We start from the raw sequence: 19,740 nt of genomic DNA on the forward strand, positions 1-19,740 counted from the left end.
CGCCGCACGGACACCCGCGCTGGACTGAGCGCGCACAATGGTAATTTAAATCACCATTGAACGGCTTCCTGCGCGTGGCTTGACGATTCTCAAATCAGTGGAGGATGCTGCACGTAAGTTCAGGCATGCAAGAGCCTCTTGAGCACGTGCCGCTTCCGGAGCGGCCCAGCTTCGAGACCGTTTACACGGTTGGCCTCTCGTTCCTCCGGCAAGCGCTCCGCTGGCTCGGGGTGGCGGAGCGCGACATCGACGACGTCCTGCAAGACGTCATGATCGCTGCTTATAACGCGCTCGACGGCTTCGATCCGGGGCACAGCACCGACGAGGCGCGCGCCGGCCATCACCCGTCCGGCCGTGAGCCGGGCTCGACCCGCAGCGCTCCGCAAGGCGCCAGCCCGCCCGGCGAGCCCCTCAGGCGCTGGCTGTTCGGCATCGCCTGGCGACAGGCCGGCCACTATCGCGAGCGCGCCCACCGCCGCCGAGAGGTAGCGGTTGGCGCCGGGACGAGCTGGCCGTTCGATCTCGCCGACCCGGGCTTGAGCTCGGAACAGCTGCTCGCGCGAGAGCAGCGAGGCCAGCTGGTCGGCCGGCTACTCGGAGCGCTCGACCTCGACCGGCGGATCGTCTTGATCATGCACGACCTGCTCGAGATGACGGCCGCCGACATCGCGCGCGACCTCGACGTGAAAGAGAACACGGTGCGCAACCGCCTCCGGCTCGCCCGCGAGGACTTCCGCGTGGCGGTCAAGCGCATGAACGCCGAGGACCGGCGCGCGCTCCGCGATCCGCTGACGCTCCCGGTCGCAGAGGGCTCCCGAGCGGCCGACGACGAGTCGCTCTTGAGCGCGGCTCGGCTCATCCCCGAGGTGCCAGACGCTGTCAGGCAGCGGCTGTGGCTCGCCGTGACGCACGCGATCGCCAGCGCGCGCATGGCCGGCTCCAGCGCGCAGGTCCTCGCGGCGGCGCCGCCCCCCTGAGCAGCCTCGGCCGGAGCGCCGCCTGGCGCCCCGCCGCAGGCCTCGCGGTCGGCCGCGCTCAGTGCTCCAGCATCCGGCCGTAGTGCTCGGCGAGCGCCGCCCCCCCGAGGCGGGAGAAGAACGAGGAGTAGCAGATCCAGATCGCCAGCCCGTTCATGTCGTCGAACATCGGCGGGAGATACGGCGGCGGGCGGACGATCCCGTCGGTCACGTGCGCATGGAGGATGGGGACGTCCTCGTGCGCGACCTTGCCCACGAACAGGAAGGGAATGAGCATCGCGCGATCGTGCTGAATGGCAGCGCGCATGAACGCGTAGTTGAGGACGATCCCCTTGCAGTAGCAGGCGTCCTTGGTGAACGGCGCCCCGCCCGCGAGCACACCGCCGCGGAAGACGCGCCGGGCGTTCTGGAAGCACTCTTCTTCTTCGTACCCCTCGGTGCGGTACCACTCGAACACGTCGAGGAACGACGCCCCATCCTCCGCCTTGTCCACCGCGAGGATGCGGTCGTTCAGCTTCTTCGCGCGGCGCGGCGTGCTCCTGAAGGTGAGGATCTCGACCAGGACCGCGAGCCCCTCCTGGACCACCGTGGTGCGCGGAGGCCCCTTGGACAGCCAGCGCGCAACCGGCTGAGCCTGCCCGTTCAGGCTCGTCGCGACGTGGACCCACCCCTCGTGCGCCTCGAGGATGTCGACATCGCTCTTCGAGAACATCGCGCCGCTCCGGATCTTCACGTAGTCGCTCCCGGCCGCGGCGTCCGCGAGGAGCGAGTCGTCCACCTGCACGCGGATAGACGCGCCGCCGAAGAACCGGTCGAAGCGCGCGTTCAGCTCGAGCGCCGCCATCTCCGCCGTGATCTCGCGCTGCTGCGCCGGGCCGAGCCGCTCGCCGCCGATCGCCGTCAGGAGGTCGTAGAGCACGAAGCCCATGTCCCGCACGCTCGTCTTGCCGTCCGGCAGCTTGTCCTTCGGGGAGCCGTACAGCTCGCGGGACAGGGTGTAGAACGCCTTCGTTCCCCGCCCCATCAGCATGCTCACGACCTTCCGGTACTCGTCCGCGGTCGTGCGGAGGATCTGCCCGAGCCGGTCACGCTTGCCGAGCTCCCGCTCGGCGTCGCGGAGGATCTCCTCGATCTCGCGCAGCTTGGCCGCAGGATCGAAGCCCAGATCGTCCGAGTAGGTCACCCTGGGCAGCTCGCGCTGCTTCGACCGGAGAAACTGCTCCTCGACCTCCGCTTCCCACCGGAGCGCCTGGAGGACGCGGATCGGACGCTGCGCATCGAGCACGCGCTGGGCAAGGTTCGCGAGGATCTCCTTGTAGGAACGCCACGGCCCCCCGGCCGGCGGGATCGGCGCGTGCGGGATCGGCCCGTCGTGCAGGCTCAGCGACTCGAGCGGGGCCGACGGCGCCTCCCCGCGGTCCCCGCCGCCCTGGTCAGGGCCGTCCTGTTCACCCGTCGCAGGGGCGGCCGGGTCTCCCTCGACCGCTCCGGTGTCGCCGCTGCGCAGCTCGTCTGCTGGCTCGCTCGCCTCCGCCTCGCGCGCACCCCTCTTCTCCCGGGCTTCAGAGCTCTGCGCCATTGCGATCGATTGCTAACACCGGCTCACCTGTAGGAGCAAACCTCCACGCCGCAGGACCGCCGCCGCCACGAGGAAGGGGGGCGCCCGGTCCTTGTCGGCATCGCGGCCTCAGGGTACGAGCCCTGCCCCTATGAGCGATCCCGAGCACAGGAACGACGCCGAGATGACCGCCGATGACGGGTCGAGCTCCCTGTCGGATGCAGCGCTCCTCGAGCGCACCGCGGACGGCGCCAAGCGGCTCCGCTCGGCGATCGCTGCAGCGGTGGTCGGGCAGGACGATGTCGTCGAGGCCATGCTGATCACGCTCGCCGCGCGCGGACACGCGCTGCTCGTCGGCGTCCCCGGGCTCGCCAAGACGCTGCTCGTGTCGTCGCTCGCCAGGGCGCTCGACCTCAGCTTCGGGCGCGTCCAGTTCACGCCGGATCTGCTGCCCGCCGACATCACGGGGACCGACGTGCTGCACGAGCAGCATGGCTCCCGGAGCCTGCGCTTCCAGCCCGGGCCCATCTTCCACAACCTCGTCCTCGCGGACGAGGTGAACCGGACGCCGCCGAAGACGCAAGCCGCGCTGCTCGAGGCGATGCAGGAGCGCAAGGTGACCGTCGGGACCGCCACGCACGCCCTCCCCGACCCGTTCCAGGTCTTCGCGACGCGGAACCCGATCGAGCAGGAGGGCACGTACCCGCTGCCCGAGGCGCAGCTCGATCGGTTCTTGCTCGAGATCCACGTCACGTACCCGAGCGAGGCCGAGGAGCGCGAGGTGGCGCGGCGGACGACCTCGGGGAAGCCGCCGGCGATCGCGGCGGTGCTCAAGGCGGACGAGGTGCGCGCCATCGGGCGCCTCATCCCGAGGATCCCGGTGACCGACGAGGCCGTGGACCTCGCCGTGCGCCTCACCAGGGCGACGCGGCCCGGGGCGGAGCGCGCCGCGCAGGAGGTCCGAGACTACGTGCGCTACGGCGCCGGGCCGCGCGGGAGCCAGGCGCTCGTCATCGCGGCCAAGGCGCGCGCGGCGCTGCGCGGCGAGGCCGCTGCAGACGTCGACGACGTGAAGGCGCTGCTCATCCCGGCGCTGCGGCACCGCATCGTGCTCTCGTACCGCGCTGAAGCGGACGGCGTCCGCGACGTCGACGTGCTGAGCGCCGTGGAGCGGTCGGTGCGCTGAGCCGCGTGGAGGCGCGGACGACGGCTACCGGGATCGGGGCGCCTGCTGCTGCGCTTCCTTCACCGGGTTGACCGCCTTCATGGACTTCAGGTCCAGGGCGAAGCGCAGGACCCCCGGCCCGCGGCCGTCCCAGCTCACCGCGACGACGCCGCTCTTCTTCAGGCCTGTCCAGCCGACGTCGCCGAGCAGCGACGTCACCAGCGTCGACAGCGACGGCTCGTGCCCCACGAGCGCCAGCGGCTGCGCCCCCTGGTGCTGCGCGAGCAGGCGAAGGATCTCGGCGGTGTCGCGCGAGGGAGAGAGCTCGGCGACCACCGAGACCTCGTCCGTCAGCTCCGCGGCCTCGGCGATGATCTCCGCGGTCTGCACCGAGCGCACGAGAGGGCTCGTCCAGATCGCCGCAGGACAACGGTCCTTCTGCTTCGCGAGCCACTTCGCGACGCGCCGGGTGACCTTGCGGCCCTTGCCCGTCAGCCAGCGACCAGCGTCGCCGAGGTCAGGCGCGTCATCCACGGCCTGGCCGTGGCGAATGATGAGGATCTCCATGGCGTGACCTTAGCCCGGACGACCGCCAGCAGGGGAGAGCCGCCGCGCATCGGCGTGATGAGAGCGCCCGACCTCTGGAGGTCAGAACTCGCACTGGCTCGTGGCGTCGTTGCAGTGCGAGCCCGGCGCCACGAAGGGACAGACGCTCCCGAAGAAGCCGTTGCAGGGCAACCCGCACGTGTACGACGTGTGCGTGTAGCAGATCTGACCGTCGCTGCAGTCCGCGTCCGAGGCGCACCGGCAGTTGAAGTCGTCCGGGATTCCGTTGCCGTTTTCATCGAGGCCGTCGCAGCACTCCGTCACGTAAAAGTCGCTTGCGCTGCAGTCCTCGTCGGCGCAGTCGAGCGTGCCGTCGCAGTCGTTGTCGAGCCCGTCGGTGCACGCGACGACCCCGAACTCCGGGCCGGGCGCGGCGCCGCGCACGCAGCTCCGGCAAGGGCCGAAGGTCGCGCAGTCGGGATCGGCGCAGTCGACGTAGTGGTCGCCGTCGTTGTCGAGCTCATCGTCGCAGACCTCGCTCGGGTTCGGGATGATCTCGGCGTTGAGCGCGAAGGGCCCCTCGTTCGATCCGCTCCCGGGATCGATCGTGTAGCCGTCGAGGAAGACGAAGTACGTACCCGGGTACAGGATGCTGAACTCGAGCAGGGAGGACCACGAGTCCCCGCCGCTGTCGTCGTCGCAGCCGATCTCCCGGCCGGAGTTGCAGATGCCGGTGCGAACATAGAGCACCGTGTCGAAGCTCGACCCGCGCGAGTCGAGGTGCACGCGCGAAGGCTCGGTGAGCACGAAGTAGAAGACCGCCTCGCCGGCGTCGCCGCCGCACGCGCCCCGGGTCTCGCTCACGTGGCCGGTGGTGTCGCCCGTGTAGGTGCCGGTCCCGGGGATGAGCTTCGGCGACAGGCAGTTGGCCTGCGCGAGCACGCACGACGGGTTGCTCGCGCAGTCCGGGTCCCCGCAGTCGACCAGGGCGTCGTTGTCGTCGTCGAGGCGGTTGTTGCACTGCTCCGGCGTCGGCGCGCAGCTCGGCGCGAAGGCGCAGGCGGCGTCCGCGCAGTCGATGCGAGCGTCGCAGTTGTTGTCGACGCCGTCGTCGCAGACCTCCGGCACGCACTGCTTGCAAGCCGGCGCGGTGATGCACTGCGGATCCGCGCAGTCGACGCGCCCGTCGCAGTCGTTGTCGGCGCCGTCGTCGCACCGCTCCGGCGAGCCCGGCGGCACGCACGCGCAAGGGAAGACGCCGCGGCAGTCCGGATCGCCGCAGTCGACCAGGAGATCGCAGTCGTCGTCCGCGCCGTTGTCGCAGGCCTCCCGCTGGAGGCTGCAGACGCACAGCGGGTCGGCGGCGCAGTTGCCGTCGTCGCAGTCGAAGAGGCCGTCGCAGTCGTCATCGAAGCCGTTGCCGCACTTCCCGGTCTCGGAGGCGGAGCACCCGCAGGCGGCGGTCCCCGAGCACTCCGTGTCGAAGCAGTCGACGATGGTGTCGCAGTCGTCGTCGACGCCGTTCTGACAGCTCTCGCCGGCGGGGCTCGGGGTGCAGCCGCAGGTCTCCGCCCCGGCGCACGCGGGATCGAAGCAGTCGGCGACGCCGTTGCAGTCGTTGTCCGCCGCGTCCGTGCAGAGCTCGGACATCCCCGGGAAGACGGCGGGATTGAGATCGTTGCAGTCGACCCCGCCGCACGCCGTCGGGGGGAGGCCGTCCCCGTCGTCGTCGCGTGGGCGGTGCTCGCAGCGCCCGCCCACGCACTCGTCGCTGGTGCACTCGTCGCCGTCGTCGCAGTCCGTGGGGCCGCCGCACTCCTCGAAGCCGCCGGAGCCGCCGAAGCCACCTCCGCCGCCTGTCGACGAGGTCGACACATCACCGCCGGCCGCGCCGCCGGAGCCGCCGGCGCTGGCGCTGGACAGCTCGAGGAGGCTCGTCCGGCCGCAGGCTCCCGCCGACGCGCCGAGAGCCGCGAACGCCGCGAACGCGAAGAAGAACCGCCGCATCCCTGGGGACCGCGGACGCGCCGCCCCGACCCATGCTGAAGAGCCCGGCTTCATCTCTCACCCTCTCGCACCGGCCGCATGGCCACGCGTAAGCTCACTTTACACGCCCGCGTTTCCAGGGAAGCAAGTTTTGAGCCCTTGAGCTGGGCCGCCTCGTTCAACCTGGACAGGGGCTACTGCTGCCCGCGGCGCGGCTGAACCGGGAGCGTCAGGAACGCCTGGCGGGGTGGGCCGGCGCGTCGCGGATCTGGCCGGGTCGCGCCGCGGATCGGTTGCGGATCGATGCATCCGCGTGTAACGAGGCTCGGTGCGCGCGCAGCTCCAGACCGAGTACGAGCGGCCGCCTCCTGGTCTTCAGCGCGGCCGCTACCCTGCGCCACAATGGGTCATCCTGGCGGTGGGCGCTGCCGTGGTGCTCGGCGCAGCTCTCGTCCTGATCTGGCGGGCGCGGCGCGCCCTCCGCGCACGGGAGCGAGGTGGGCCACGGTCCTCGGCCCGACGGTGACGAGGCGCAGGCCGGGCGGATGACGGCGATGATGACGAGGATGATCGACTGCGGGTGCGATCGCCGGTTGACACCGAGCGGACCAGACCGGTAGGCACCATAGAGGGACGCGCTCCCGGTCGGCTGATGTAGAGTGCCGCCCGAGCGCGCGAGGAGCCCGCAACAACCGGGGCCCAGAACGCGGCCCCCGTGAGGCCTTTTGGGTCCTGAAGAACGCCGCGCAACTGCGGCCCGTGGATACATGGCACCGATCGAACGTGGCGTTGAGCTTGTGCAGCGCGTGATCGCGCAACTGAGGAAGCGCCCTTCCAGCCATGCCGCCGTGGGAGCGAGCCAGGCGGCCCTCGATGCGCTCGAGTCGAAGCTGATGGTCGAGCTGCCGCCCACGCTGCGGGCGTTCCTCGAGTTCGACTTCACCTTCGACAGCCTGGGTCCACGGTTCAAGGGGCGGCATCGCTTCGGAAGCGACCCCGCGGCGCCGCGACCGAAGCTCACGTCGGTCCGCAAGCTGGCCGAAGCGAAGACCGACCTCGGCTGGACAGAGTCACGGCTCCGGGCCAAGGTCGTCCGGCTGCCCAACCTTCCCGGGCAGCCGTGGAACGCGCTCTACCTCGGCGAGGCGCGACGGGACGGCGAGCTCGTCATCCTCGGCCTCGACAACGAGGACACCAACGTCCGGGTCTTCCCGCGCTACACGGCGTTCGACCTGTACCTCGTGGAGCGGTGCGGCCTCGCCAGGCTGTCCGAAGCGCAGCGGCTCGAGGATCTCGAGTCGCACGTCGCGCTGAACCCCGAGCTCGGGACCGCCGAAGAGGACGACGAGGGCGATACGGAGTATTGATCGGGCCGCAGCCGCGCCCGCGCGCTGGCGCCGCTCGGCTGCGGACGAGGGCCGTGACGAACGCGATGGCTGCCGGTGCGGAAGCGCTCCACTTCCAGGTGGGCGACGGCGACCCCCAGGACCGGCTCGACAAGCTCGTCGTGCACCTGCTCGAGCGCGCCGGCCGCGCGACCTCGCGCGCGGCCGTGCAGCGGTGGATCGCCGCCGGCCGGGTCCTCGTCGACGGGGAGCCCGCGCGCGCGTCGGCGGCGGTGCGTCCGGGCGCCCTGGTCGAGGTCCGGCCGGAAGAGCCGCCGCCCGCCGCCACGGCCGCAGAGCCCGACGTCGCCGTCCCGGTGGTGTACGAGGACGAGCACCTGCTCGTGATCGACAAGCCCGCGGGGCTCGTCGTGCACCCGGCGCGCGGCCACGAGTCGGGCACGCTGGTCAACGGGCTGCTCGCCCTGCCTGGGTTCGCCCTTGCCCCGGCCGATCCGCGCGACCCCATGGGCCATGTGCGCCCGGGGATCGTGCACCGGCTCGACCGCGGCACGAGCGGCCTGCTCGTCGTGGCCAAGGACGAGCCCACCCGCGAGGCGCTGAAGGAGCGGTTCGCGAGGCACGCGATCGAGCGCGAGTACGCCGCGATCGTGGCCGGCGCGGCGCAGGACGCCACCTACGACACGCTCCATGGCCGCCACCCGACCGACAGGCTCCGCTTCACGTCGTGGATCCGCGGGGAAGCCGGCGTCCCCGGGGCGCGCGGCGCGGCGCCGCGCCGCGCGGTGACGCACGTCCGCGTGCTCGAGAGGCTCGGCGACGCGGCGACGGTCGTCGCGTGCTCGCTAGAGACGGGCCGCACCCATCAGATCCGGGTGCACCTGGCCGAGCGCGGCAGGACGCCGGTCCTCGGCGACCCGCTCTACGGCAAGCCGCCGAAGAAACCGGCGCTGCGGGCGATCGCGGAGGAGCTAGGGCGGCAGGCCCTCCACGCGCGCGTGCTCGGGTTCGTCCACCCCGCCACGCAGCGGCCGGTGCGCTGGGAGAGCGCGCTGCCAGCGGACATGCGCAAGGCGCTCGACCAGCTGCGGGGGCTCGCTACCAGATCTTCGATTTGATGTGGCCCTTGGACTTGATGAGGATGTCCACGAGGGCGCGATCGTAGAAATTCTTCTGGTAGAGGTCCGGCGACACGCGGCTCTTGTACAGGGCGCGCCCTTCCTCGATCTCCTCGGACAGGACCGTGAACAGGTCATCCTGCTGGATGCCCTGCACGATCTTCTCCTCGTTGTAGAGCGAGAGATCGCTTGCGATGGCGCGCGCGAGGCGGCGCGCCGCCTCTTCCGTTTCAATCAAGGGCATCCGTCTCTCCTCCAGGTTCGTCGCCAGCCGGGGGCACGCGCTCCCGAGCCGAGGGGCGCCTAGGATGCAGCAGCGCAGGCGGCGCTGTCAAAGTAGCTCGTCTCCTGACCCGCTGACGGGGGCAGAGACCGCCGCGGGCGGCGCGTCGGCGCGAGGCGGGTCCGAGCCCTGCCGCACGGCGGCGAGGGCGGCGAGCCCGGAGAGGAGCGGGAACGCGACCAGCGCGTAGCGCCCCGCGCCGAAGAACACGGCGTGCGTCGCCGCGGTCGCGGCGAGCACGGCGAGCGCGGCGCCCGCGAGCAGCGGCGCCCGGAGGAGCGCGCGGCCCTGGAGCAGCGCGAGGCCGAGGAGCGCGATGTAGCCCACCCACGCATGGACGTGCAGCGCGGCCGCGACGCCCAGCGCGAGCAGCGCGATCCGAGCGAGCGCGAGCGAGCGCTCGCGAGCGCGACCCTGGGGGGCGCCGGGCGCTCGCGCAGGTAGGCGAGCTGCCCACACGAGGGCGAGGAGGAGAACGACGCGCTCGAAGACGGTCTCGACGGCGCCGAGCGCGACCTTGTCGGCCTCGCTGAAGGCGGCCGGGTTCGAGGCATGCAGGTACCACCCGGCCGCGCCGCAGTAGTCGAACGTCGCCGCGAGCTTCCGGGGCACGAGGCCGAGCCATGCGCCCGGGTGCTCCGCGATGTAGCGGCGCGCCTCGCGGCCGAAGCAGGCGTCCTTTCCGGCCTCGTCGAAGACCTCGCGGCACGCGTCGGGCACCTGGATCGGCGACCACGCCCCGGTGGAGGCCGGGTCCGCGCCGATGAGGAGGTTCCAGCCGCCGTTCACGCTGACCAGCGCGCACTGGTTCATCCGCACGCAGTTGCGCGCGGTCCAGGGCGCGCACACGAGGAGCGCCGCGGCCACGGTGAGCAAGACGGGCGCCGCGCGCCGCGCTGCCCGTGCGGCGAAGCCGCCATGAGGCCGGGGGCTGCCGCCGGGCGCAGGGCCCGACAGGGCGAGGCAGGCGAACACCGGCGCGAGCAGCAGCGCCTGTGGGCGGACGAGGGTGGCGGCGCCGACGAGCAGCCCGATGAAGGCGAACGGGGCGAGCGCGGGGCGGCGGTCGCGCGCCCACGCGGACGCCCACGCCGCGCAGGTGACGAGCGCGCCGGTGACGCCCTCGGTCATGAGGGCCGGGGTGTACGCGAAGAGCCCGGGGTGGAGGGCGACGAGCGCGCCCGCGAGCGCGGGGACCGCGCGCGAGCGCGGCGCGGCGCGGGACGCGAGGCGATGGACGGCGAGCGCGGCGAGCGCGCCGAGCGCGGCGTTCAGCAGCATCGCGACCGCGGGGTGCGCGCCGAGCAGCGCATACAGCGCGCCGACCGCGCCCGGATAGCCGACCGGATAGTGCGCGGCGTACGTGACGACGCCGTCCGGCCACAGCCACGTGTAGCCGAGCCCCGCCGCGATCCGCTCGGCGACGCGCTGGTAGTAGGTGCCGTCGGCGGTGGGAGGGAAGCGCCCGGCCGCCCAGATGACGACGGCGAGCCGCACGGCGAGGGCGAGGGCGAAGATCGCGCCCCCGTCGCGCCGACGCGCGGCGGCCGGTGCGTCGGCGCTCATGACGAGCGCGCGAGGGACAGCGGAAAACGCGCGAGCAGGCCGGTGGCCCGCAGCGCCGCGATGACCTCGCACGCGGGCAGACCGACGACGTTGGAGTACGAGCCTTCGATGCGCGCGACGGCGAACGCGCCGATGCCCTGGATGGCGTAAGCGCCGGCCTTGTCGAGCCCCTCCCCCGTCGCCGCGTACGACGCGACCTCGTCCTCGCCGAGCTCGCGGAAGCGCACCCGCGTCGTGACCGTCTCGGCGTGGAGCGCGTCGGCGCGGCCCGCAGCGGCGTCCAGAGCGAGAGGGTGCTGCCCGCCGCCGGCGATCGCGAACCGGGTCCAGACCTGGTGCTCGCGGCCCGAGAGGGCGCGGAGCATGGCGCGCGCGTCGGCCTCGTCCCGCGGCTTGCCGAGGATGGAATCGCCGAGGATGACCGAGGTGTCTGCGACGAGGATCGCGCCGGCCTCGGCCGCCTGCTGCAGGCGACGCGCGGCCGCGAGCTTCGCCAGGGTGACCCGCTCCAGGTAGGCGGCAGCGCCCTCGTCGGCGCGCCCCGCCTCGTCGACCTCGGCTGCCGCGACGCGGAGAGGCAGGCCGAGCGTGGTCAGGATCTCTCGCCGGCGCGGCGAGCCGGAGCCGAGCAGCAGCGGATGCGAGTCGTCGATCATGGTCGTGCGGACGCCGGCGGCGCCGGCCCCGGCCGGGCGTGGTCCTAGCACGGCGCGCGAGCGAACGCGGAACACAGCGCGCGCAGGAGCGCCGGGCGCCCCCTGGATCGCATCGAGACGATTGCTGTTTTGACTCTCCCCCCGGCAGTAGTAGAGGGTCGGGCGCGATGCGCGCCAACTGGAGGGTGCCGGCACGTTCAAGCCTCCCGCTGCTGGTGGCCTCTGGCGTCTTCATGGCGGTCTCTCTGCCGGCTCCGGTGCGCGCGGGCGAGTGCGCGCCGGCGAACGGGCTGTCGGGCTGCATCGACGCCGACAACCTCTGGCCGCACGCGGGCGCCGGCCCCTTCTTCGCCGTGGGGAGCACTTCGACGGCTCCGGGCGCGACGGCCTCGTTCGGCCTCGTGGCGAGCTACCTGTCGCGTCCGGTCGGCCTGCGCGTCGCCTCGCCCGACCCCGACGGGACGATCGTCCATCTGCTCGACAACATGCTCGACGCGACCTTCCTGTGGTCGCTCGGGCTCACGGATCGCCTCGAGGTGACGATCGCCGCTCCCGTCACCCTGTACCAGGACGGCTCGGGCTTCTCCGATGTCCTCGGCACCACTGACGTGGAGCTGCAGCGCAGCGTCTTGCGCGACATGCGCCTCGGCGCCGCGTTCGCGATCTTGCCGCCGCCCCAGCGGGGCTCGCCCGACGGCTTCTCGCTCGCCGCGCGCCTTTCGCTGGGCCTGCCCACCGGCGACGAGACCGTGTTCGCCAGCGCCGGGACGGCCACGTTCGCGCCGAGCGCCGCCGCGGCGTATCAGCTCGGCAAGCTCAGGCTCGCCGCCGAGATCGGCGCGCGGCTCCGTGGCTCGAGCACGCTGGTGAGCACGGCGGTCGGCTCGCAGCTCCTCGGCGCGCTCGGCGCCGCCGTCGACGTGCTCCCGGACCGCTGGCTCACGGCCTCTGCGGAGGCGTTCGCCCTCTACACGCTCGCCGAGCAGCCCGCAGGAGGCGCGGCGCTGGTGCCGGCGGAGTGGATCGTCTCGGCCACGAGCGCCCCGCTGCTCGCCGGCGACATCTCGCTGTCCGCGGGCGGCGGGAGCTCCATCCCGCTCGCCTCCGAGGGCGCCCTCACCGCGCCGCGGTTCCGGTTCAACCTCGGGGTCCGCTACGCGCCGACGGGGCGCGACGCGGACGCGGATGACGTCCTGGATCGCGACGACAAGTGCGCGCTCGTCGCGGAGGATCGCGACGGTTTTCAGGACGGCGACGGCTGCCCCGATCCCGACAACGACGGCGACCGGATCCCCGACGAGCGCGACAGGTGCCGGGACGAGCGCGAGACCGTCGACGGCTATCAGGACGGCGACGGTTGCGCCGACGACGACGACGACAGCGACGGCGTACCGGACGACGCCGACACCTGCCGGAACGCCGCGGAAGACCGCGACGGCTTCCAGGACAGCGACGGCTGCCCCGATCCCGACAACGACGGCGACGGCATCCCGGACGAGCGCGACACGTGCCCGAGGGGCGCAGAGGACGCCGACGGCTTCCAGGACGCCGACGGCTGCCCCGATCCCGACAACGACATCGACCAGGTCCCGGACGGCAGCGATCAGTGCCCGGGCGAGCCCGAGGATCGCGACGGCTTCCAGGACGACGACGGCTGCCCCGAGCGCGACAACGACGAGGACGGCGTGGCTGACGCGGCCGACGCGTGCCCCGCGACAGCCGAGACGATCGACGGGACGAACGACGCCGACGGCTGCCCCGAGCCGACCGGCAGGTCCTTGCCGCAATGGGCCGGCGATCGGGTCACCCTCGACGGCCTGATCCGCTTCCCGGCGGGGAGCGCGCGCGTACCGCCGGCCCTCGCGGCTCAGGTCGGCATGATCGCCCAGCTCATGCGCGGGCGCATGCCCCTCGACGTCATCATCGTGGAGGCCTACCCCGATCGCCAGGGCGATCAGTCAACGCGCGGGATCGAGCTCGCTGGCGCGCGCGCGAGCGCCGTCAAGGAGCTCCTCGCGAGCGCAGGTATCCCGGCGGACCGGATCACGGCCGCCGCTGGCGACACATCGGCTAAGCGCGCGCCTGGCGCGCCCCAGATCGAGGTAACGGCGACCCGCGTCCGGCGCTCGGAACGAGCCCCCCGCGCTCCGGGCGCAGCCTCCTCGACGACCGGAGAGAAGAAACTGCGATGAACGTTCTCGAGGCACGCCGTGCCCGTCATTTGATCATCCGCCTCGATCGAGGCGAGGAGCTCCCTGCCGCGCTGGTGCGCGCCCTCGACGAGGCAGAGGCGCGCGCCGGCTGGATCGAGGGGGCGGGCTCGCTCGAGCAGGCGGAGATCGCGCTGTTCGATCAAGCCTCCCGCAGCTACGCGAAGACGCGCGTCCTCGACGGCCCCTGCGACGTGGTGGCGCTCTCGGGGAGCATCGCGCTCCAGCAGGGCGAGACCTCGCTTCGCCTGTCGGCCACGCTGGCCCGCGAGGCCGGCGTCGGTCTCCAGCTCGCCGCCGGCGAGCTCGTGTGGGCGCGGGTCTACGGGCTCGAGCTCCGCGTCACCGCGTTCGACGATCTGCCCCTCGTCCGGGTCTTCGACGATCGGACGGGCCTCACGCAGCTCACCGCCCAGTCGACCACCCTCCCTGCGATCGTGGGCGAGCCGCCTCGCGCTGCGCCTCCGGGGCAGCCCGCGGAGCCGAGCCGCGCGGCGCCGCCGGCGCAGCCCGCAGAGCCGACCCGCGCGGCGCCGCCGGCGCAGGCCGCGGAGCCGCCGCGCGCCGTGGTGCCTCCGGCGCCAGCCGCGGAGCCGACCCGCGCGGCGCCAGCGGCCGCCGCCGTGGAGTCCTCCGCGGTGCCGCTGCCGCAGCGCCCGGTTCGCCGTCGCCAGGAGGAGGAGGCCTATCCGGAGGTGGGCGACAGCGTGACGCACTTCCACTTCGGCGATTGCACCGTGATCAGCTCTGACGGCGAGCGGATCCGCCTGCGCCAGGAGCGCGACGGCCGCGTGCGCGAAGTCTCGCTGACGATGCTCCGCATCGAGCCTCCCACCGTGGATCCGGCGACCGGCAAGAAGCAGTTCCGCCTCGCGCGGAAGAACTGAGCGCGCCGCGCGCCACCTCGGTCGACACGCCACCTCGGTCGAGAGGTGGCGGCCGACGCGTGGCCGCTCAGAAGACGCGCTGGGCGATGTGGATCGAGTCCCCTGCCTGGAGAGGCACATCGGGGATCTTGTTGTCGATGATGTCCTCGACCGAGACCGTGGCGAACACGGTCTTGCCCTGGGACTTCCTGCGGATCGTGACGCGATCCTTGTTCGCGATGCTGTTGAACCCGCCCGCCATCGAGATCGCGCGGAGCAGCGTCATGCCCGGCTGAAGCGGCAGGGACCCGGGCTTCTGCACCTCGCCGAGCACCTCGACCCGCTTCGAGTTGTACTCCCGGATGCTCACGCTCACGCTGGGGTCGGTGAGGACCTGCCCCTCCATGAGCTTCGCGCGCACGAGCTCCGCCACCTCCTGAGGCTCCATGCCCGCGACCTTGAGCCGCTTCACGTACGGGAGGTCGACCGTGCCGTCCGGCGCGACGGTGAACGTCGAGGGCAGCTTGTCTTCCCCGACGATGCGGAGCTCGAAGACGTCTCCGACGCCGATGGTCGTGGCCTCCACCGGAGGGGGGAGGTTCACTGGCTCGGGCTGACGCGATGAGCAGGCCGCGATCGCCAGCGCGAGCAAGGCGGCAGTCCACTGACGCGAACGCCGCATCACATGAACCAGCGCACGCCCAGGTAGGCTTCGAACTGCTGCCAGCCGAGGTAGTTCGGCACCGCGCCATCGCCCGGCTCGCCGCGAGGCGTCAGCGCGGTACTGCTGATGTTGTTGCCGTACCGCAGGGTCGAGTTGATCCCCAGGGAGTCTCCTATCCGGTACTCGCCGAACAGAGAGGCATCGATGCGGACATCGGTCCACGGCGCCACATCTGCGTTGCTCTGGTCGCTGTCCGGGATCCCTGGATACACGTGGGCTGCCACGCCTCCGTCGGCGATCAGCAGAAAGCGTCCGCCAAAGAAGTAGGTCAGCTTGAGGTAGCCGCGATTGCGCTCGTAATAGCTCGCGAGGAAGCTGTCTTGAAAATCGCGCGTGAAGCCGGCCGACAGGGAGGACAGCGCGAGCGTCGCCGCCGCCGGGTCGGTGCCCGGGTTCGGCGTCAGGAACCACTTCAGCTCGAGCTGGCCGATGACGCTGTCGAAGTCGTTCACGACGGCGGGCTCGCTGGTCGGCGTGTAGAAGCTCGCGCCCCAGCCGGCCATCGCGAGGAGACCGAACGACGATGTCACGAGACCGTTGATCCCGAGCTGCGCGCGGAGGGGATGAGAGGAGTTCTGGGAGGTCGGGTTCGGGTAATCGACGAACCCCAGCGACGCGTCGTAGATGAGCGCGGTCCGCGGCAGGAAGCGCCAGCGGCCCCGCGTCCGGATCACGTGGTGCAAGTTCGTCAGGCCTTCGTATTCGTCGACCTCGAAGAACGTGCCCAGGAAGCGATAGCCGAGCCGCCAGTCGAACAGCCCCCCGCCCGGCGTCCACACGAGCTCCGCCCCGGCCTCGGCGTGGATGCGCCGGAAGCTCTGGTTGGATATCCCCAGATCGGAAGAAGCGATGGTCCGGCCGAGCGACCCGTCGAGGATCGCGGACCACGGGCGCCGGGGCAGGATCGTCAGGTTGGCGTCGAGCAGGCCGCCGATGTTCCGCTGTTCGCTCAGCCGCTCCTGCCCGAGCTCTGTCCCGGACACCGGGAAGAACTCCTCATAGGTCGCGGCGATACCGCCGCGAAACTCGACGTCCGGCGGCGGCGCGTCAGGCGTCACCTCCTGACGCTGCTGGCTGAGCGTCGAGAGTGAAAAGGACGGCGTGATCCGGAGCCGCAAGGAGCCCACAGGCCCCCTATCATCTCCATCACCTCCGCGAACCTCGTCTTCTTCGTCCCTGCGGAAGAAGTTGGAGTCATAGCCGAACTCAGCCGCGACCCCCGGGTGCAGCTCGAGGTCGCCAGCGCGTATACCGATGCCCTCGGTGTAGCGGCGGTCCTTGAGCCAGGGCTGATCCTGGGCCAGAGCCAACGCCGGGGACAGAGTGAGGGCTATTACGGCAGCGGTTATGGTGTCACGAAGTTTCATCGCCTATTGGGCAGTGGCAATCCGAGAGAGGCGGGCGCCTACCGAAAACAGCTACTGCACGCAGGCGGCTCGATGATGATCGTGCTGACCGGGTACTCGGAAGGGTCGTCCTTGGGGAGATTCGGATCGATCGTGGCGGTGACGGCGCTGTCGCCGATGAAGCCCGCTTCCTGGCCGATGCACTGGTTGGCCTCAGCCGTCAGTTGCTCAGTCCGCTGCCGGAGCACCGTCAGAATCGTGAACTCGTGGTTGGATAGATCGGCGTCGCGCCGGTTCACGGCGAGCTCCAGCCCCTGCCGCCGTTCGCGGGCGGACCGGATAGCGACGTCGATCTGATTCAGCTTGTCGTTCAGGCAGAGCGTCTTCACGACATCGCGCTGCGAACGGGCCGTCTCTAGCTGCCGGCGGACCGACGTGCGGGCCCCGTCCATCCGGGCGAGGAAGGTCTCGCTCTGGGCAAGCTGCTCCGCCGGGGAGAGGGTCACCTGCCGCGCCAGGCCCGCGGATGCGTCCGGCGGAGGCGCCGTCTGCGCCTGCGCAGCAGCGATGCCGTGGCCGACAACGACCGCGATCAGCGCTACTGCTGCAAAGCCGGGGATCTGTTCACGCTTCATCGAAGCCTCCGAAAGTCAGGCCCGCGCAGTATAGGTGCGGGCAGACGTAATTGTCAAAACGCAATGAGCGTGCCGCGCAGCGAGCAACTTGAACCCATCAGGCGGATCCGTACGATGTTCTTCCCATTGGATGCGCGACGTGGGCACGCCATTCACATTCGGGCGAGGAGAGGGGATTGCGTTTTGTCCACGGATTCAGGTGCGATCGGGGCTATTGGCTCACGAAAGTGACAGGAATCACAACCGTCGCGCCGCCGCCTTCGGGTGGAGCGAACTGCGCGCTCTGGACGCGGGCGACCACGCAGGAGACCACCGTCCCGGAGAGCCCGGAGCCGCCGGAGGGGGTGGCCGAGATCACCTCGCCGTTGGGGCCGATCTTCGCCGTGATCCTCACCGAGCCCTTCATGCTCGGATCCTCCTGGAGCCCCTTGTTATAGCAACGACGGAAACCGGCGGTCATCCCGGCCACGATGGAGGGCGCGTTGGAGACGCTCCCGCCGGAGACGGCGGCGCCGCCGACCTGGGCGTTCCCGACCGGCCCCTTGACCGTCTGCGCCGAGCCGGCGGTCGCAGGACCGCTGGCGCCCGTGTTGCCGATGCTCGCGAGGCCACCGCCGCCGGCCGCGCCAGGTCGCACCGTGCCTCCACCGGCGCCGCCCATGTTCAAGCCTGCCACGCCGCCCTTTCCGACCCCGGACCCGGAGGCGGCCGCATTCTCGAGGAGGCCGGTCGGCACGTCGCCCGAGCTCAGGACGCTGGCGGTCGCGTTCCCGCTCGAGTTGAGCGCGCCCAGCATCTGCATGTCGAGCTGCGCGAGCTCGTTGGTGAGCGCGGAGGCGCGGGCGTCGCTCATGCCGCCGGAGCCCTTGGCCGGGCCGGCAGCTGCGCCCTTGTTGCCGCCGCCTGCCGCCTTGGGCGCCTCGGCGGTGGGCGCGGCGCTCGCGGCCGGCGCGTCGGCGTTTTCCTTGGGCTGCTCGACCACCGGCGGCGGGGGCAGCTGCTTCACGGACTCGAGCAGCGCCGCGACGTCGACCTCGTCGTCGACGACCGGATCCATCCAGTCGGAGTAGATCGACCCGACGGCGCCGAAGTGGAACAGGAACGAGAACGCCGCGATGATCGTGGTCGTCCAGTCGATGTCGTTCGCGATGCCCGTCTTCACCGAGACGGGCAGCTGCGGCTTGGGCTGCACCGGCGGCGGCGCGACGAACTGGAAGAGGAACGTCGTCTCCCCGACGACGATCTTGCCGCGCGCCTCCTCGGTGAGCTGGACCTGATAGGCGTTTCCGTTGCTCGCCGGCGCGCGCTTGGCGGACGACTTGAGCGCGGAGAGCTCCGAGACGCCGGCCTTGAAGGCGACCCGGCCGGTCATCCCGTCCAGAAAATTGAGGAAGTACTCGCCCCCCACGAGCTCGAACAGCCGAAAGCTCGGCGGGATGCTCTTGCTCGGGATGACGAACATGCTCTTTTCGCTGGGGCCGATGGTGACGTGGGTGCGCTGCTTGATGACGCGCTCCTCGATCACCTTCCCCCCCTGGACCAGGCCGATCCTGAGGACCTTCGGGCCGGTCACCGGTGCGACCGCCCGCATGACCGCGGTCATCTGCCCGGGTTGCCCGGGGCGCGACGGGGTGGGTTGCGGGACCTGCTGGCTCATTCCAAGGGACTCCGGGAGAGAGGGGACGAAGCAGGGGGCGACGGCGCGCGCGGCGCGAACGGCGCGGCGCCGCGCTCCGGGGCCCGGCAGGCCCCGGGCCTCGGCCCGCGGGAGCAGCGCTGCGCAGCGGAGGGCACCACAGCTCGCGAGGGTACACGCACACGCAGGGGCGGTCCAGGAGAGCGCGCCGCGCTCAGGGGCGCGCGCGGCGCGAACGGCGAGGCGCCGCGGAAGGCGCCCTTGGAGCTCCGTCGAGCGGTCCCATGACGACGTCGACGAGCGCGTCGATCGCCTCGCGCTTGCGCGAGGCGCCAGCGCGCCCGGCGCGCCCCGCCGCCGCGGACGCGATCGCGCCGGCGGCCCCCGCGCCGAGGACGAGCACGATGACCGAGGGCCCGGCCTGCGCGAGGAAGGAGAGCGTGGCCAGGAGCAGCGAGGAGAGCGCCGACAGGCGCGCCGACGCGCGCGGCCACCCCGCGCCGACGTCGAGCCGCTGCTCGATCTCGACCAGGAGGTCGTTCGCCGCCGCGATCTTCGCGCGCGGATCGGCGGCGGACGCGAGCTCGTGAGCGAGACGGTGCTCCCAGCTCTCCGGCGGGGAGCGCCTCGCCAGCTCGGCCAGCCGGGCCTCGACGGGGAGCGCGCGGAGCGAGCGCGCGAGCGCCATCAGGTCTACGCCGGTCGCGCGCGCGACCTGCGCCGGGTGCTTCCACGAGACCGCGGCGCAGGCGCCGCTCGCCGCGATCGACAGCGCGATGAAGAGCAGGGCGAGCACGGCGCGCATGCCAGGGAGAAGCGGGCCAGGCGGCGGCCAGACATCCGGCGGGGATCTCTGGCGCGCGGCGCTAGAACGGCTCCTTGAAGATCGCCTGCTCGATGCGGTCCAGGAAGGGCTGACGCAGCTCGGCGAGCGTGAGCTTCGGCTGGATCCGGCTCACGTCGACGGCCGCGATGGGCTTCTGGATGCGGCCGGTGATCGTCACCTCCGCGAGCGTGATGACCCCGCGCTGCTTGCCCTTCTCCTGCGCCCCCGCGCGCTCGCCGTGGCAGAGGATCGCGAGCAGGACCGAACCCAGCGCAAGTGCCTTGTACATGCTCATG

The 19,740-nt window shown here is 71.7% G+C and carries 18 protein-coding genes; 6 read left to right on the plus strand and 12 right to left on the minus strand.

Features of this window, described 5'->3' with window-relative positions; all coding sequences use genetic code 11:
- The first annotated feature begins 125 nt into the window (after positions 1-125).
- The gene (locus WME89_RS37385; protein ID WP_438004387.1) at positions 126-977 is read left to right on the plus strand and encodes an RNA polymerase sigma factor; all 852 of its coding nucleotides are present in this window, start codon (positions 126-128) and stop codon (positions 975-977) included.
- A 58-nt stretch (positions 978-1,035) separates the two neighbouring features.
- Here the strand turns inward: WME89_RS37385 and WME89_RS37390 are convergent, their stop codons facing one another.
- Complete coding sequence (locus WME89_RS37390; protein ID WP_438004388.1) at positions 1,036-2,556, minus strand: flavohemoglobin expression-modulating QEGLA motif protein; 1,521 nt, start codon at positions 2,554-2,556, stop codon at positions 1,036-1,038.
- A 130-nt stretch (positions 2,557-2,686) separates the two neighbouring features.
- Between WME89_RS37390 and WME89_RS37395 the strand changes: the two genes are divergently transcribed.
- The gene (locus tag WME89_RS37395; RefSeq protein WP_438004389.1) at positions 2,687-3,721 is read left to right on the plus strand and encodes an AAA family ATPase; all 1,035 of its coding nucleotides are present in this window, start codon (positions 2,687-2,689) and stop codon (positions 3,719-3,721) included.
- Positions 3,722-3,745: 24 nt separating this feature from the next.
- Here WME89_RS37395 and sixA read toward each other — a convergent pair whose 3' ends face one another.
- On the minus strand, positions 3,746-4,267 hold the full coding sequence (gene sixA, locus WME89_RS37400; RefSeq protein ID WP_437619457.1) for a phosphohistidine phosphatase SixA: 522 nt from the start codon (positions 4,265-4,267) through the stop codon (positions 3,746-3,748).
- A gap of 81 nt (positions 4,268-4,348) precedes the next feature.
- A complete protein-coding gene (locus WME89_RS37405; protein ID WP_438004390.1) occupies positions 4,349-6,253 on the minus strand; it encodes a MopE-related protein in 1,905 nt (634 codons plus the stop codon).
- A gap of 785 nt (positions 6,254-7,038) precedes the next feature.
- Between WME89_RS37405 and WME89_RS37410 the strand changes: the two genes are divergently transcribed.
- Positions 7,039-7,599, plus strand: coding sequence for an SMI1/KNR4 family protein (locus WME89_RS37410; protein WP_438004391.1), 561 nt, complete (start codon positions 7,039-7,041; stop codon positions 7,597-7,599).
- A gap of 65 nt (positions 7,600-7,664) precedes the next feature.
- Positions 7,665-8,696 (plus strand): RluA family pseudouridine synthase, encoded by a 1,032-nt coding sequence (locus WME89_RS37415; protein WP_438004392.1) that lies wholly within the window; start codon positions 7,665-7,667, stop codon positions 8,694-8,696.
- On the opposite strand, the gene WME89_RS37420 is transcribed toward WME89_RS37415, so the two are convergent.
- From WME89_RS37420 to WME89_RS37430, 3 genes are all read right to left on the minus strand, one after another.
- Positions 8,677-8,940 (minus strand): hypothetical protein, encoded by a 264-nt coding sequence (locus WME89_RS37420; protein WP_012238561.1) that lies wholly within the window; start codon positions 8,938-8,940, stop codon positions 8,677-8,679. The genes WME89_RS37415 and WME89_RS37420 overlap by 20 nt on opposite strands.
- Positions 8,941-9,027: 87 nt before the next feature.
- Entirely contained in the window at positions 9,028-10,545 is a 1,518-nt protein-coding gene (locus WME89_RS37425; RefSeq protein ID WP_438004393.1) for a hypothetical protein, read from the minus strand.
- Entirely contained in the window at positions 10,542-11,201 is a 660-nt protein-coding gene (locus WME89_RS37430; protein ID WP_438012020.1) for a Maf family protein, read from the minus strand. The genes WME89_RS37425 and WME89_RS37430 overlap by 4 nt, the downstream gene beginning before the upstream one ends.
- 233 nt (positions 11,202-11,434) lie before the next feature.
- Here WME89_RS37430 and WME89_RS37435 point away from each other — a divergent pair, with 233 nt between their 5' ends.
- Together WME89_RS37435 and WME89_RS37440 are read left to right on the plus strand one after the other, a co-directional pair.
- Positions 11,435-13,393, plus strand: a complete 1,959-nt coding sequence (locus WME89_RS37435; RefSeq protein WP_438004394.1) for an OmpA family protein — start codon at positions 11,435-11,437, stop codon at positions 13,391-13,393.
- Positions 13,390-14,298, plus strand: a complete 909-nt coding sequence (locus WME89_RS37440) for a PPC domain-containing DNA-binding protein (protein ID WP_438004395.1) — start codon at positions 13,390-13,392, stop codon at positions 14,296-14,298. The genes WME89_RS37435 and WME89_RS37440 overlap by 4 nt, the downstream gene beginning before the upstream one ends.
- Positions 14,299-14,365: 67 nt before the next feature.
- Here WME89_RS37440 and WME89_RS37445 read toward each other — a convergent pair whose 3' ends face one another.
- The 6 genes from WME89_RS37445 to WME89_RS37470 form a co-directional block, all read right to left on the minus strand.
- The gene (locus WME89_RS37445; protein ID WP_437619464.1) at positions 14,366-14,881 is read right to left on the minus strand and encodes a polysaccharide biosynthesis/export family protein; all 516 of its coding nucleotides are present in this window, start codon (positions 14,879-14,881) and stop codon (positions 14,366-14,368) included.
- A gap of 77 nt (positions 14,882-14,958) precedes the next feature.
- Positions 14,959-16,368, minus strand: a complete 1,410-nt coding sequence (locus tag WME89_RS37450; RefSeq protein WP_438004396.1) for a hypothetical protein — start codon at positions 16,366-16,368, stop codon at positions 14,959-14,961.
- Positions 16,369-16,406: 38 nt separating this feature from the next.
- A complete protein-coding gene (locus WME89_RS37455; protein ID WP_436621875.1) occupies positions 16,407-16,982 on the minus strand; it encodes a hypothetical protein in 576 nt (191 codons plus the stop codon).
- Positions 16,983-17,193: 211 nt separating this feature from the next.
- The gene (locus WME89_RS37460) at positions 17,194-18,573 is read right to left on the minus strand and encodes an AgmX/PglI C-terminal domain-containing protein (RefSeq protein ID WP_438004397.1); all 1,380 of its coding nucleotides are present in this window, start codon (positions 18,571-18,573) and stop codon (positions 17,194-17,196) included.
- A gap of 259 nt (positions 18,574-18,832) precedes the next feature.
- On the minus strand, positions 18,833-19,423 hold the full coding sequence (locus WME89_RS37465; RefSeq protein WP_438004398.1) for a hypothetical protein: 591 nt from the start codon (positions 19,421-19,423) through the stop codon (positions 18,833-18,835).
- 61 nt (positions 19,424-19,484) lie between these two features.
- A complete protein-coding gene (locus tag WME89_RS37470; RefSeq protein ID WP_436621872.1) occupies positions 19,485-19,733 on the minus strand; it encodes a hypothetical protein in 249 nt (82 codons plus the stop codon).
- Positions 19,734-19,740 lie beyond the last annotated feature (7 nt).

The organism is Sorangium sp. So ce321 (assembly GCF_051530195.1).
Taxonomy (GTDB): Bacteria; Myxococcota_A; Polyangia; order Polyangiales; family Polyangiaceae; genus Sorangium.

Coding starts and splice junctions, on each gene's coding strand:
- WME89_RS37385 (WP_438004387.1), top strand. CDS start 126: ATGCAAGAGCCTCTTGAGCACGTGCCGCTTCCGGAGCGGCCCAGCTTC.
- WME89_RS37390 (WP_438004388.1), bottom strand. CDS start 2,556: ATGGCGCAGAGCTCTGAAGCCCGGGAGAAGAGGGGTGCGCGCGAGGCG.
- WME89_RS37395 (WP_438004389.1), top strand. CDS start 2,687: ATGAGCGATCCCGAGCACAGGAACGACGCCGAGATGACCGCCGATGAC.
- sixA (WP_437619457.1), bottom strand. CDS start 4,267: ATGGAGATCCTCATCATTCGCCACGGCCAGGCCGTGGATGACGCGCCT.
- WME89_RS37405 (WP_438004390.1), bottom strand. CDS start 6,253: ATGCGGCGGTTCTTCTTCGCGTTCGCGGCGTTCGCGGCTCTCGGCGCG.
- WME89_RS37415 (WP_438004392.1), top strand. CDS start 7,665: ATGGCTGCCGGTGCGGAAGCGCTCCACTTCCAGGTGGGCGACGGCGAC.
- WME89_RS37420 (WP_012238561.1), bottom strand. CDS start 8,940: ATGCCCTTGATTGAAACGGAAGAGGCGGCGCGCCGCCTCGCGCGCGCC.
- WME89_RS37425 (WP_438004393.1), bottom strand. CDS start 10,545: ATGAGCGCCGACGCACCGGCCGCCGCGCGTCGGCGCGACGGGGGCGCG.
- WME89_RS37430 (WP_438012020.1), bottom strand. CDS start 11,201: ATGATCGACGACTCGCATCCGCTGCTGCTCGGCTCCGGCTCGCCGCGC.
- WME89_RS37435 (WP_438004394.1), top strand. CDS start 11,435: ATGGCGGTCTCTCTGCCGGCTCCGGTGCGCGCGGGCGAGTGCGCGCCG.
- WME89_RS37440 (WP_438004395.1), top strand. CDS start 13,390: ATGAACGTTCTCGAGGCACGCCGTGCCCGTCATTTGATCATCCGCCTC.
- WME89_RS37450 (WP_438004396.1), bottom strand. CDS start 16,368: ATGAAACTTCGTGACACCATAACCGCTGCCGTAATAGCCCTCACTCTG.
- WME89_RS37455 (WP_436621875.1), bottom strand. CDS start 16,982: ATGAAGCGTGAACAGATCCCCGGCTTTGCAGCAGTAGCGCTGATCGCG.
- WME89_RS37460 (WP_438004397.1), bottom strand. CDS start 18,573: ATGCGGGCGGTCGCACCGGTGACCGGCCCGAAGGTCCTCAGGATCGGC.
- WME89_RS37465 (WP_438004398.1), bottom strand. CDS start 19,423: ATGCGCGCCGTGCTCGCCCTGCTCTTCATCGCGCTGTCGATCGCGGCG.
- WME89_RS37470 (WP_436621872.1), bottom strand. CDS start 19,733: ATGTACAAGGCACTTGCGCTGGGTTCGGTCCTGCTCGCGATCCTCTGC.